Origin of the sequence: Dysgonomonas sp. GY75, assembly GCF_015234155.1 — a bacterium.
Taxonomy (GTDB): Bacteria; Bacteroidota; Bacteroidia; order Bacteroidales; family Dysgonomonadaceae; genus Dysgonomonas; species Dysgonomonas gadei.
The window spans coordinates 328,886-343,762 of record NZ_JADCLQ010000003.1; the positions used below are offsets into that span (position 1 = coordinate 328,886).

5 protein-coding genes are annotated in these 14,877 nt (G+C 40.4%); 1 reads left to right on the forward strand and 4 read right to left on the reverse strand.

Features of this window, described 5'->3' with window-relative positions:
• Position 1: 1 nt before the first annotated feature.
• The 4 genes from IR083_RS02430 to IR083_RS02445 form a co-directional block, all read right to left on the reverse strand.
• On the reverse strand, positions 2-1,594 hold the full coding sequence (locus tag IR083_RS02430) for a glycoside hydrolase family 43 protein (RefSeq protein WP_194223105.1): 1,593 nt from the start codon (positions 1,592-1,594) through the stop codon (positions 2-4).
• A 568-nt stretch (positions 1,595-2,162) separates the two neighbouring features.
• Positions 2,163-4,367, reverse strand: a complete 2,205-nt coding sequence (locus IR083_RS02435) for a beta-glucosidase family protein (RefSeq protein ID WP_194223106.1) — start codon at positions 4,365-4,367, stop codon at positions 2,163-2,165.
• An 825-nt stretch (positions 4,368-5,192) separates the two neighbouring features.
• Complete coding sequence (locus tag IR083_RS02440; RefSeq protein WP_194223107.1) at positions 5,193-7,553, reverse strand: glycosyl hydrolase family 95 catalytic domain-containing protein; 2,361 nt, start codon at positions 7,551-7,553, stop codon at positions 5,193-5,195.
• 148 nt (positions 7,554-7,701) lie between these two features.
• A complete protein-coding gene (locus IR083_RS02445) occupies positions 7,702-11,817 on the reverse strand; it encodes a two-component regulator propeller domain-containing protein (RefSeq protein ID WP_006797803.1) in 4,116 nt (1,371 codons plus the stop codon).
• 210 nt (positions 11,818-12,027) lie between these two features.
• On the opposite strand from IR083_RS02445, the gene IR083_RS02450 reads away from it, so the two are divergent.
• A complete protein-coding gene (locus IR083_RS02450; protein ID WP_006797802.1) occupies positions 12,028-14,862 on the forward strand; it encodes a TIM-barrel domain-containing protein in 2,835 nt (944 codons plus the stop codon).
• The last annotated feature ends 15 nt before the right edge of the window (positions 14,863-14,877 follow it).

Sequence of the window (14,877 nt, forward strand, 5' to 3'; positions counted from 1 at the left end):
TCTATTCTTTCACCCGGTAATCGAACCAGTCGTAATACACTTTTGCCTTACTGACTTTACCATTCGATGAAGCATACAATCCTATCATTACACCGGTGAAACCTCCCGCAACCTCGGTGCTCAGATAGCGGGTATCCAGTTTTCCCAATTCATTATAATCTCCATTCTCTGTTTCGGAACAAAAGAATGAATATTGCTGCGGAGCACCTTCAATTTTAAATCTCACTTTATTGCCTTTAAGCACTTTTTCGGCTGCTATATAAGAAAGTGAACCTACCTGTACACGCAATTGAACGATATGCTGTCCTTTTACTTTTTTAAGGAACAAATCGTAATGGTGTGTATTGTTCTGGATAAGTGTGATTCCTGCTTCCTCATTTTCGGCAGAAGATTCAAATTCAAGAAGCGTCTCTGCTCTGAAGTCATGTTCTGTTTGCCTGCGCGCCACGAAAGATACAGCCTCGGTTTCATTCAATGTATATGGTGATGCACTGACTCTTAAGTGACCTTTTCTTTCAGTAAGAGAATAGTTTTCCCTTATAGGATTGCGTAGATACTGCCAGTCGAAGCCTAATTTTTCCTCATCAAAATTGGTTCGTACCGGAGCTTTCTCGAAAGGATGCGACGACAATGTAGGTACGTTCATTCCCAGCGAAACAGTCCCATTCCCGTTCACCTGTGGCCACCCGCCTTTCGGCCAGTCTACAGGAGCAAGGAATGTTTCCCGCCCGAGTATATGATAATAGGAATATACCTGCGTAACCCTGAATCCGAGGAATACCATCCACCACGAGCCATCATTGGCTTGCACCAGGTCGGCATGTCCTACGCCCTGTATCGGATTCCCCTGCCCTATCCTGTTTGCATGTGTAAGTATAGGATTTAGTGGGCATGATTCGTAAGGGCCAAGAAGATTTTTACTGCGTCCTATCGTTGCACTATGCATATATTCCGTACCGCCTTCGCCCAGTAGCAGGTAGTAAAACCCATCTTTCTTATAAATATGAGGAGCTTCTGGGAAACGTCCTCCGATACCTCCCCACACAAGATGCTCGGAACCGATCACTTTTCCTGTTTTCAGGTCTACTTCTGTCACTCTGATACCTTCATCACCTTGTGTGACGAAATAAGTTTTACCATCTTCGTCCCAAAAGATATCGGGGTCGATACTTTTTATATCTACCCATGTAGGCTCGCTCCACGGGCCGGCAGGATCAGTCGCCGTACAAAAGAAATTACCTCCGCCCGACACGTTTGTGCATATTACATAGAACAGCCCATCGTGATAACGCAAAGACGGTGCAAACAGCCCTCCCGAAGCTGGTGCCTTATATAACGGAAGTTGCGAATCACGGGTAAGGCAATGCCCTATCTGCTGCCAGTTAACAAGGTCTTTGCTATGATAAATGGGCAAACCCGGGAAATACTCGAAAGAAGAGGTAACCATATAAAAATCATCGTTCACCCGGCAAATACTGGGATCGGGATTAAATCCCCTTAGGATAGGATTTTTATAACCTGACTGAGAGAATACCTGCATAGAACAGACGGTCAGCAAGCATAAAGTAAAAAATATTTTCAACATGTTTTTCATGGCATCAATTATTTAAGTTTTATAAAATATGTATTGGCTTATTTATATGTTCTATTTTTTCTAACGCGCCTATCGGCTTGTTTTTCATTTTGCCTTGATGCAAAACGAAACAAAAAATCAAGGCTGCATCCCTCCGGCGACCCAAAACCGCAGCTGCGGTGGGGCAAAATAATACGAAATCATTTTTAGTTGGATTATCAGCCGTGTATAGCAGCTACCCTATTTTGCCCTACACCTCCGCTTTACGGATTGGGTACCCTGCCTGCGGAATGAGGCCGTTATCGCGATGCGGCGACAGGACTGTGTCTTTTCAGGCTTTAGCTCCGCGTGCGTCAGCCCTTGCGCATTAGTGACGCAGGCGGGGTACCCAATCCGTTGCAGACGGCGTAGAATCAAACGGGGCGATAGCCCGTTTGTTTGATTCAGCCGACGAAACGGTTTTGGGTCGCCGAGGAGCGGAGCGCTAGCCTTTTGGTTCGTTTTGGGCAATGCCAAAATGAACGTTTAAGCACAACGAAGTGGAGCAGAAAAAAATAGAACATTTTAATGCATCATTAACCTCTACCTGTTATTTTACCTGAACAGTTACCGAACTTTTCACATCGGCAGACGACGCTGCACAATGTAGTGTAAATTTATCCGATTCTACGATCCAACCGTGAGCTTTATCATCGAAGAAAGCCAAATCTTTCACAGGAACGGATAATTCTACGGTTTTGCTTTCACCTGCATTAAGAAATACTTTTTTGAATGCTTTCAGTTCTTTGGCAGGACGTTCCAAGGATGGTTTTGCCTGCGAGGCATATATCTGTACTGATTCCGAACCTGCTAAGTTTCCTTTATTGGACAGCGTAAAAGAAACTTTTATGACATCATTTTTTTCATATTCTTTCTTGTCGGCAGATACTTTCCCATATTCGAACGTAGTATATGACAATCCGTATCCAAACGGGAATAATGCCGGTATCTTCTTCGTATCATGCCAGCGATAACCTACGAGTATATCTTCTTTGTATATCTGTGTGACGCTGTCGCCCGGATAAGAAATAGTCCCGAATGACATTGCTCCGTTGTCTTCCAATTTTCTTGGAATACTGAAAGGTAGTTTACCCGACGGATTTATATCACCTGCTATTATATTCGCTGTCGCATTACCCGCTTCTGAACCAAGATACCAAGACTGCATCAATGCGGATACTTTATCCAGCCATGGCATTGCCACGGCATTACCGCTAACAATCACGATACCCGTATTCTTATTTACTTTCAGCAAGTCTTCTATCAATTCATTTTGTCCGAAAGGAAGATCATAAGTGATGCGGTCGGCCCCTTCACAATCCTGCTGATAATTTTTGTTCAGCCCGCCGAAGAAAAGAACGACATCAGCATCCTTAACTAATGCCAGAGCCTCACGCTTTAATGAATCGGCATTATATGGGGACGGCACAAAATTATCATATACCGTTGGGCCGGAACCGTAGCCCATTGTATAGAATACTTTATCTGCACCATATTTATTTATCAACCCTTCGAGCGGCGAAACTTCTTTTTTCACTTTCAGTTCCGACGAACCACCTCCCACGGTAAGTGAACGTGTAGCGTTTTCGCCGATCACCACAATTTTATTATATCTGCCTTTTGCAATAGGGAAAAAGTTATTGGTGTTTTTCATCAAAACAATGCCTTCTTCGGCTACTTTACGGCTCACATCGGCGTGTTCCTTTGTGGCAAAGCTACCAAACGGACGTTTCCTTTCCATATTAGTCCGGAATGTCAGGCGAAGCACACGGCGTACTTTATCATCGAGAGTAGACATCGGCAATTCGCCGTTTTTCAGCATCTTCAGATAAGGCTGGGCCAGATAATAATTATCGTATGCGAAGCTCTCGCCCCAAGTCAGGCCGTTCGTCCATGTTCCCATTTCCACATCCAGTCCGTAAAGAGCAGCTTCCTTAGTATCATGGGCACTACCCCAGTCTGTAACAACAATGCCATCGTACCCCCACTCTCCTTTTAGTATCTTATTAATCAATATCTCGTGGTGACTGCAATACTGTCCTCTAAACTTGTTGTACGAGCCCATTACAGACCAGACTCCACCTTCCTGCACTCCGGCTTTAAATGCAGGCAAATAAATTTCATACAATGCCCTGTCACTTACTTCTACATCAATAACATTGCGCCATACTTCCTGATTATTGAGTGCAAAATGTTTCAGACATGCCGACACTCCATTCTGCTGCACACCTTTAATATAAGGTACCACCATTTTAGATGCCAGATAGGGATCTTCACCCAAGTATTCGAAGTTGCGTCCATTCATCGGAGTGCGGTAAATATTTACCCCCGGGCCCAATAGTATATCTTTTTTTCTGTAGCGGGCTTCTTCGCCTATAGCATTCCCGTATAATGATGACAATTCCGGATTGAAAGTTGCGGCCAGACACGTCAGTGCAGGAAAGGCCGTGCACGAATCGTTTGTCCATCCGGCATGTGCCCATGTATCCCAATCTATTTCCATGCGTACGCCATGAGGGCCGTCGCTCATCCACAATTCGGGAATACCCAGACGGGGAACACCCGGTGTACTGAACTTAGACTGTGCATGGATAAAAGCAATCTTCTCTTCAAGAGTCATGCGTGATAAGGCATCCTCTATTCGAGTCTCTATAGGTTTACTATCGTCCAGATAAACCGGAGTAGCGTTTGTTTGTGCCTGCACGTTATTCATTAAGAAAAGGCTGAACAAACCGCAAATAAATGTTTTTTTCATGTTATGTAATATGTTTTTATTAAATTATGTTTTTTAATTCTGCCAGTTACTGATTAAAACAGTTTTCAGTCAATAGATAACAGTCAATAATAATACCTCGTTTAGTCGTAGCTTTTCCAAAAGGTAACAAAGGTTACACATATTTCAGCTTTTAGCTGATAGCCGTTAGCTTTAGCTATCGCATATATGGCTTTACAATTAGTAGTCATCAGTTAACAACTCGTATCTTGTATCTTGTTTACTCATAACTTTCTTCAAAAAGTTACAAAAGTTACACATTTTACAATTTTTTCCACTTGTTACCTTTTCCGTTCTTGTCAGGTATGTCCTTGTACCTCCCACTAGCTACTATACGGGTGACTATCCTGTATAAAATGCAAAAAGTTACAAAGGTTACAACCTTTTCAGTTAACAGTTAACAATGGATACCTCTTTATATTTAATACTTATTACTTGTAAAAGGTAACACATGTAACACAGTTTCCAATTAATATTAGTAACAATAAAAAAATAACTTGGAGTTTTTAGTTTTTTATTTGATATGCAAGCATATCTTGAAATATTTAAACCACAGAGTAAAAGGAGTAACACGGAGTTTTCCTTTATATGAACAAATAGACCATATTATTTTTTAATCATTACTTAATTCAACTTTTACTACTTACTACTAAAAACCAACAACTTGTTAAAAGGTAACAAAAGTAACACCTTTCTGTAGTTTTCTTTTTTGTAACCTTTCAGGCCGATAACTCGCTTGCTATCTGCCTTGTATAGATAAAATTATATAGAAAAATCACAGTCTTTTTAGCTGCTGATTCTCATTCATTATGGAAATTTCGATATTCTGACTATTTCCCCTTTTTTCAGATTAAGAAATAATTTTCCGTTCTCTGTTTTATAATTCTTTGTTCCTGATATACCCATTTTATCATCAGCAAGTTTAAAAACAAATGTATTTGCTGTCCAGGCAATGAAATCAACATCCGTAACTTTTCCATTTTTCCATGCAAAAGAAACTTCCCCTCCCCCTCTCACTTTCAAACCTTTCACACTACCGTCTTTCCAGGCATCCGGAACGGAAGGCAACAGCTCAATATATCCGGCATGGCTCTGTACCAGCATCTCGGCTATACCCGCGCAACCTCCAAAATTGCCATCTATCTGCATTGGCGGATGTGCACTGAAAAGGTTTGGATATGTACCATGCCCTTTACCCGCGGGTTTCAGCAGATCACCAATCAGCTTATAAGTTCGATCACCATCTTTGAGCCGCGCCCAGAAGTTTATTTTCCATGCCATCGACCAGCCGGTAGACTCGTCCCCACGGCGTTCAAGTGTTTTTTTAGCGGCTTCCATCAATTCCGGTGTTTTTTCGTATGTCAGTTCATAACCGGGATGCAAGCCATAGAGTTGCGATACATGGCGGTGATGTATTTCAGCCTCTTCATAGTCCTCGAGCCACTCCATTATCTGCCCGTATTTACCAATAGTGGTAGGCGCCAGTCTTTGTTTTTTGGTTTCTATGGTTCTTATCCATTGCTCGTCTGTATTCAGAATTTTCGCGGCTTCGGATACATTCGTAAACAATTCCCGCACAATCTGATTATCCATTGTAGAACCTGCACAAACGCTTAAGACATCACCTGATTCTGTTATATAAGTATTTTCAGGAGAAGTGGTAGGTGCTGTTACCAGATGGCCGTTATTCGGGTCTTCAACCAACATATTTTCGAAAAATAGAGCCGCGCCTTTCATTGTAGGATATACAGATTTCAGATATTCCACATCCTGCGAATAGAGATAATGCTCCCACAAATGCTGGCACATCCAGGCACCCGAAGTATTGGTCGCCCCCCAGGACGGACTCTCTCCCGGAGAAGTGAAGCCCCAGACATTACCCAGTATATGAGTTACCCATCCATCGCTGTTATAATATACTTTCGCCGTTTTATGCCCGGGTTCTGTTAATGATTTTGCATATTCGATTGTGGGAAGATGTAATTCGGAGAGATTACAAACTTCGGCAGGCCAAAGATTCATTTGCAGATTTATATTCAGATGATAATCTCCATTCCAGGGTGTATGTATTTGCGGTGCCCATAGTCCCTGCAGATTTGGAGGCAATCCTCCTTCACGTGTAGATGAGATAAGCAGATAGCGTCCGTATTGCATATACAAGGCCGCCAAATCGTAATCGCTGCGGTCGTTTACAAAAGCCTCTAATCTCTTGTTTATAGGTAAATCTGAATTTTTATTTTTGCCTAATGTAAGGTCTACACGGTTAAACAGGTTTTGATATTTCTCAATGTGCTTTTGTTTCCGGATTTTATAATCTCCTTTCAGTTTATTTAATAGACCTGCTGCCAACTTTTCGTATTGCACTCCATTGTAGTTGGTTGCCAGAGAAATGAAAAGAGTTACCTCATCTGCATTTTTAATTTCTATATCCCTGGCATTGGTAAAGAGTTGCCCTCCCTTATGCTCTGCTTTTACCATTCCCAGATATTTCATACCCTCTTTGCCTTCGCCTGCCGGCAATTGGCCAAATATGTAAAGAACCGGACCACTCGCATATGTCTCATAATTTTCGTCACGGTCGAGAGATATACACATATTCAGAGCTTTTGATTTGTCGGCAGTATATCTGGCTATTCCAATATCATCCGTAAAGGAGGTAAAATATTCCCTTGTATATTTAATCCCCCCTTTTGTATAAGTAACATCCGATAAGGCATTATTCATATCCAGCGTCCGTCTGTAATCCGAAACTGCCGCAGATGCATCCGGATAAGTAATATCTATATAGAGATTACCAAAATTTTCAAATTTACCATAATCTGCGCCACTCCCTCCTTCACCTTTACATGTAAAGGTTTTGTACATTAACTCCTGCGCCTCACGGTTTTTCTTTTCGAAAAGGAGTTTTCTTATTTCACCCAGATGTTTATAAGCATCCGGATTATCGGCATCCTGTTTATTTCCGGCCCAAAGAGATATCTCATTCAATACGATACGTTCCCTGTGCACTCCTCCCCAAGGCATCATCCCTATACGCCCATTACCCAACGGAATAGACTCCTCCCATGCAGAAGCCGGCTCGTTGAAATAATATTGCCATCTATTTTGCGAAAGAAGTGTGATGCAGGAACAGAAAATACAGGCTAAAGCCAATAATACTTTTTTCATGGGATCAGTGTTTTTACAATATCACAAATGTATTGTTTTATTGTATCTTATCCCATTCCCAATGTTTCTATTATAGGAATACCTTCATTCCCCGAAGGGGGCAAAATGTCTCCTAAAAGGGGGTGAAATGTTTACAAGGTTATCAAAATCACTTAGATTCATTCTTCTTATACTCATTAGGTGTTACTCCAAACTCCTCCTTAAAATATTTACGGAAATACTTCGGATCATTGAATCCCACCTGGAAAGCAATCTCATTCACAAACATCTGGCTCTTTTCGAGCAAATCGGCCGCCCGTTTCAAGCGGATGAAACGAATAAATTCGGATGGGGTTTTGTCTGTCAGAGCAAGAGTCTTCTTATAGAAATACACACGGCTCATACCCATCTCCTTACACAAATCCTCGACCAGGAAATCGGCATTCCCTATATTCTGTTCCACTATGGCTATCGCCTTTTGTACGAATTTCTCATCCATTGAGGTTATCTCAATATCACTCGGCGCCACATCGATTTTTTTCCTGAAACTACTTTGCAACTTCTTTTGCTTCTCTATTATCTTGGCTATTTTCAGTGTCAGCATATCTATATTGAAAGGCTTGGCGATATAGTCGTCAGCTCCGGCTTCTATACCCGAATAACGATTCTCTTCCGACGACTTGGCCGTAAGCAATATAATAGGAATATGGGATGTGCGTATATCCCCCTTTACCTGCCTGCAAAATTCGTAACCATCCATCTTCGGCATCATTACATCGCATAGTATAATCTCGGGGAGCTGATCGAGTACGATACGCAGGCCTTCTTCACCATCATTGGCCGTAACTATATTGTAATTATCTATGAACAAACTGGTTATAAACTCACAAAAATCTTCATTATCATCTACAATCAGCAATAATGGTAAATTCGCCCTCTGAACAGATTTAGTTTCATTTTTACCTTTCTCCGCATCTCCGGAATCGCCCGAATGTATAACATCCTGACTGCTCAGTTCTTTATAAGTAGAATTGTTGATAGGCAACAAGACTGTAAAAACAGAGCCTTTATCCACTGTACTTTCCACTTCTATTTCTCCTCCGTGCAATTTCACATATTCACTCACCAGATGTAGACCGACACCTGTTCCCGACGGGGTATTTTTATCGGCTTTTTCAATTCTGAAAAAACGGTCGAATATTTTATCAAGGTATTCCGATTCCATTCCAACCCCTGTATCTGAAACCCTTATTGTCAACTGTTTTGCAGTAGAGGATTCATTACTTTGCATCAATTCGGATACGCCTATACTGACATCTATATGTCCTTCTTCTGTATATTTAAAAGCATTGGAAATGAGGTTAGTAATTATCTTATTCATCTTTTCTTTGTCAAATTCCATTTGTAATTCCTGCAAATAAGTTGTGAAAGTCAATTTTATAGACTTCTCTGCTGCAAGGGAAGAAAAAGACTGGCAAATATCTTTTGTGAATTCAATAATATTACCACGCGATATATTGAGGTTCATTTTATTCAGGTCGAACTTTCTGAAATCGAGAATTTCATTTACCATTTCCAGTAAATTCTGTGCATTTTTGTGCATAATGTTCATTGTGGCTTTTTGCTCATCCGATGCAGGAGATTTCATCAGTTTCTCCAGTGGGGTGAGAATGAGTGTCAACGGGGTTTTAAACTCATGGCTTATATTGGTAAAGAATTTGAATTTAAGTTCATCCACCTCATGTATTTTATTGGCTTCTAGAATCTTCTGTGCCTGCTCATACTCTTCCCTCTGCTTATTCAGCTTATATTTAAGGAAAAAGCGAATTATAGCTGCTGCCGCAATAATGTATATGATATACGCCCACCACGACAGCCAGAATGGAGGCTGTACCTCTATCTTCAATACAATGGGTTCTGCAGACCATACATTGTCATCATTGCTCGCGTATACTATAAGTTTATAAGTCCCTGCATTCAGGTTGGAATATGAGGCTGCTCCTATACCGTTTGTTATTTCTGTCCACTTATTATCAAGCCCCTCGAGCATGTATTTATATTTATTTTTTTCGGGATGAATAAAATTAAGCGCTGAAAACAGGATTGTAAAATTCGTTTCACCGTAGTGCAGGGTTATCTCATTAATATCAGTGATCGACTTTTCAATAATCACCCGTCCGGCATATTTTACATTGGGCCTTATCACCTGATTGGTAATCAATAAATCCGTAAAGCGGGCTTTAGGTACATTCTTGTTAAAAACGATTTCCCTGGGGTTAAAAGCGACATAACCATTGGTACTCCCTATATATATGATACCGTCTTTGTCCTTAAATATGGCATTACGATTACAAACAGAACTAGGCAAGCCATCCTTCACATCAAAATAAGTAATTGTAGACTTGAATCTCTGACCAGAAAAATCACGATATATACATGCTAATCCATTGCGTGTACCAGCCCAGACATTTCCGTCATTGTCCTCTATAAGCGATACCACTTCATCACTAGGCAAACCGTCACTCGCCATTATATAATAGAATTGATGCCTGTGGGGGTCATAAATATTAATACCTTTATCGGTAGCTATCCAAACCAAACCTTTTGAATCGACAAACTGATAATTGATTGTAATATTGGTCAGGGAGTCCAACAGCTTGCTTTCAGGAAAATATGCGGTAATCTCTTTCTTATCTTTGTCGATAAAATTAAGCCCTCTGTCAGTACTCAGATAAATATTCTTCAAGGGATCAGTAAACATGGACAGAACATAGTCTGAAAGCATCTTACTGTTCCTTAAATTATGATGCGTGAAAGTAAGGCGATCAGCGTCAAGTTTATCAGTTCCACCACCTAAAGTGGCTATCCATAGATTATTTTCATCATCTTCGGCTAACCCAAATACACTTTTACTGGACAATGAATTAGGATTATCTTCGTCCACCTGGTATCTCTTAAATTCTCTACCGTTATAGGCGTTCAATCCTCCGAGAAATGTACCTATCCAAAGAATCTGAGCATGATCTTCGAATACCGAAGTAATTATATCAGACGATATGCTACCGGCATCATTGGGATTATAGCGAAATGTTTGTATAGTTCCTGTCTCATCGTTGTATTTTACAAGTCCCCGACCGTTTGTACCTATCCATAAATCCCCATTTTTATTCTTATACAGGCTGTTGCAATCGAAGGTTTCGGCATTCTTGTTAAAAGTATAGAACAAAGGAGACTTCTTAAATTTGAATAAGTTAGGATGATAGTATGATATTCCGTTTTTGTACGTCCCCACCCACACAGTACCATCTGCTTCACAAAAAATGCTTATTATGGAATTCTGGCTTATGGAGTTGTTATTGTATATATCATTCTTTACTACTGTTATATCCTTTTTCTTCTTATCATAAATATTAACCCCTCCATGATCCGTACCTATCCATATAGAACCGCCGGCATCCTGTCCTACACATCTGATAAAACTGCTCGATAGGGCGACCTTACTTTTTGTATCAAGCAGTGTCCATTGCTTTTCTTTCAGGCTGAAATAAGCTACACCCCTGTCATCTATACTGGGATATATCCACAGATCGTTGTCAGAATCTATATAGATGGATTTCAGTATTGTAGAGTTCTGATAATTCTCTTTGAAGAATGTATTACGAATATCCACTTTACCTGTTTGTATATTCAGTCGTTCTACAAGCCCGTTACTGTGGAGTACCCAGATGTAACTTCCTTTAATTTTAATGTCTGCTATTCCCGATTGATCCAGAGCATTAATATCTGATGATTGCGGAAAAGCCGTCACCTCCTGCGTAGCAATATCATATTTGAAAATTCCTCTATCAGGATAAACAATATAAAAATCTTTCTTATCGTCTATTTCAATTATAGAAGGCCCCGCCTCCAGCCCCATTCTATGTAATAAAGAATCAACATTATTGATAAACGATTCTGTTTTCCAATTATAAACGATATAGGTACTTTCTTTAAGCCACAGATTGCCGTCGATATCTTCCTGTATATCTATAATCCTATCGTATAACGGGGTATTCGCATCATTTTTAATATTTGTATATACTTTAAAATTTACACCATCATACCTGTTCAGCCCCATATTGGTGCCAAACCACATAAATCCGCGGCTATCCCTGAATAAAGATTCGACCTGGTTATTTGATAAGCCATTTGTATTGTTGAGGTGCGAAAACTCGAATTGTTGAGCGTAGATAGTATATACAGATATAAAACAAATAAGTATAGAAAATAATATAGATTTCTTCATGAATAATTAAGATCAGGTAGGTTCTTCTCTTACAAATTTATATAAAATTATATGACACAATGTACTGTGTTACCATTTAAATACCACTTTGGAAACATTTAACCCCCTACATATCTTTTTAGACACTTTCTTTAAGAACACTTAAGAAAATCGGTTTTAGACACTTATCCTAACTTTGTTTACAAGAAATCTAAACATAAAATAATTACCATGAAAAAAATTCAACTCGTACTTGCGAGCCTTTTGTCAGTGTTTTTACTCACCAGCTGCCAGAGCGGACCTTACAAGAAAACAAGCGATGGGGTAATAGTAACATTAAAGACGGAAAACACTAACTCTACAAAACATGTCAGGTTACAAATTATCAATGATGATATCATTCGGGTATCGGCAACACCGGCTAATAATTTCCCGGAAAATAAGAGCCTTATTACAATCTATGATAAAACAAAAACCGAAGGTTGGGATGTTTCGGAACAGGATGGAAATGTCATCTTGAAAACGGCAACTACCATTGCGTCCGTATCACTGGCGACAGGTGAAGTATCATTCTCCGACATAAATGGCAATTTAATCCTTTCTGAGAATAAAGGTGGAGGTAAAATATTCTCCGGTATAGAAATGGAAGGTAAAAAAGCCTATACCATGCAGCAGATATTTGAATCGCCTGCCGATGAAGCATTCTACGGACTTGGACAACATCAGGCTGATGAATACAATTATAAAGGAAAGAATGAAGTTCTTTTCCAATATAATACAAAGGTGTCGGTGCCTTTTGTTTTATCAAGCAAAAATTACGGTATACTGTGGGATAATTATTCTCTTACCAAGTTTGGCGACCCACGCGACTATGCAGATTTAGACCAGTTTAAGTTATATGATAAAACAGGGAAAGAAGGCGGGCTTACAGCCACATATATGGTAAACGGGGATACCAAACAAGTATTTACTGAAAGGAGCGAATCGCAAATAGATTATGAAAATCTGGAAACAGTGAAGAAATTCCCTCAGGACTTCCCTTTCTATAACTCCCGTATCACATGGGAAGGCGAAATAGAAGCCAAAGAAGCAGGCAAATACCATTTTATACTCTATTATGCAGGTTATACCACTATATATATGGACGATGAAGTAATCGTACCCGAAAGGTGGCGTACAGCATGGAATCCTAATAGTTACAAATTCACAGTGGATATGAAAGCAGGTGAAAAACGCAAATTGAAACTGGACTGGAAACCTGATGGCGGTATATCGTATATAGGACTGAAAGCATTAAGCCCAAGACCGGAGGAAGAACAGAGCAAATTATCCCTATGGTCGGAAATGGGCGATCAGATAGATTATTATTTCATCCGCGGAAACGATGCTGATGATGTTATAAAAGGATACCGCACCATTACAGGCAAGTCGCAGGTGATGCCTAAGTGGGCGATGGGATTCTGGCAGAGCCGCGAACGTTATAAAACTTCAGACGAGTTACTGACTGCTATAAACGAATACCGCAAAAGAAACATACCACTGGATAATATTGTATTGGACTGGTCTTACTGGCCGCAAGATGCATGGGGTAGCCACGATTTTGATCCGGAACGCTTCCCTGACCCTAAAGGCATGATAGACAGCGTACATGCTATGGATGCACGCATTATGATATCGGTATGGCCTAAGTTCTATTATACGACAGATAATTATAAGGCTTTCGACGAAAAAGGATGGATGTTTAACCGTGCAGTAAAAGACAGTATCCGCGACTGGATAGGCTCAGGTTATATTGCCGGATTTTATGATGCCTATAGCGAAGGTGCACGTAAAATGTTCTGGGATCAGATGAACGAGAAACTATATTCGAAAGGTATCGATGCCTGGTGGATGGATGCTTCCGAACCGGATATTCTGTCCAATGCAAGCATGCAATACCGTAAAGACCTGATGACACCTACTGCATTGGGCTCATCGACTGAATATTTCAATGCATACGCACTGGCAAATGCAATGGCCATATACGACGGTCAGCGTTCAGTAAAACCGAACGACCGTGTATTCCTTCTTACCCGTTCAGGATTTGCAGGCACACAACGTTATTCTACTGCAACATGGAGCGGCGACATAGGTACACGCTGGGAAGATATGAAAGCTCAGATATCAGCAGGACTTAATTTTGCCATGTCGGGTATCCCGTACTGGACAATGGATATAGGCGGATTCTGTGTTGAGAAACGTTACGAAGTGGCAAAAGAAGGTTCCGAAGACCTCAAAGAATGGAGAGAACTGAATACCCGTTGGTTCCAGTTCGGTGCATTCTGCCCGTTGTTCCGCAGCCATGGACAGTTCCCTACCCGCGAAATATACAACCTCGCACCGGAAAGCCATCCTGCATACAAGAGTATGGTTTACTATACTAAACTCCGTTATCAAATGATGCCATATATCTATTCATTGGCGGGAATGACATACTTCAACGACTACACAATCATGCGGGCTTTGGTTATGGATTTTGGCAAAGATATTAAGACCCATAATATAAGCGACCAGTATATGTTTGGACCCGATATAATGGTATGTCCGGTATATACATATAAAGCGACATCACGTAATGCATACTTTCCGGCTAATACTAATTGGTACGACTTCGAATCAAACAAGTATATCGCAGGAGGACAAACCCTGAATGTTTCCGCTCCATACGAACGCATCCCTCTATATATAAAAGAAGGGGCTATTCTACCGATGGGTAAAGATATACAAACCACCAAGGAAATACAGAAAGATCTTACCCTGAAAGTTTATACGGGAGCAAACGGTGAATTTACTTTATATGAAGATGAAGGCGTAAATTATAACTATGAAAAAGACGCATACTCGACCATCAAATTCACATACGACGAAGCGTCCAAAACACTTTCTATAGGTGATACAAAAGGTGAATATGAAGGTATGCCTAAGGAAAGGATATTCCGTGTGGAATGGATTACTAAAGATGGTAAAAAATCTGTTTCGGAAGTGAAATATACAGGAAAAGCAAATGAAATAAAAATGGCACAATAAATATTCTGATATGAG

Coding starts and splice junctions, on each gene's coding strand:
- IR083_RS02430 (WP_194223105.1), bottom strand. CDS start 1,594: ATGAAAAACATGTTGAAAATATTTTTTACTTTATGCTTGCTGACCGTC.
- IR083_RS02435 (WP_194223106.1), bottom strand. CDS start 4,367: ATGAAAAAAACATTTATTTGCGGTTTGTTCAGCCTTTTCTTAATGAAT.
- IR083_RS02440 (WP_194223107.1), bottom strand. CDS start 7,553: ATGAAAAAAGTATTATTGGCTTTAGCCTGTATTTTCTGTTCCTGCATC.
- IR083_RS02445 (WP_006797803.1), bottom strand. CDS start 11,817: ATGAAGAAATCTATATTATTTTCTATACTTATTTGTTTTATATCTGTA.
- IR083_RS02450 (WP_006797802.1), top strand. CDS start 12,028: ATGAAAAAAATTCAACTCGTACTTGCGAGCCTTTTGTCAGTGTTTTTA.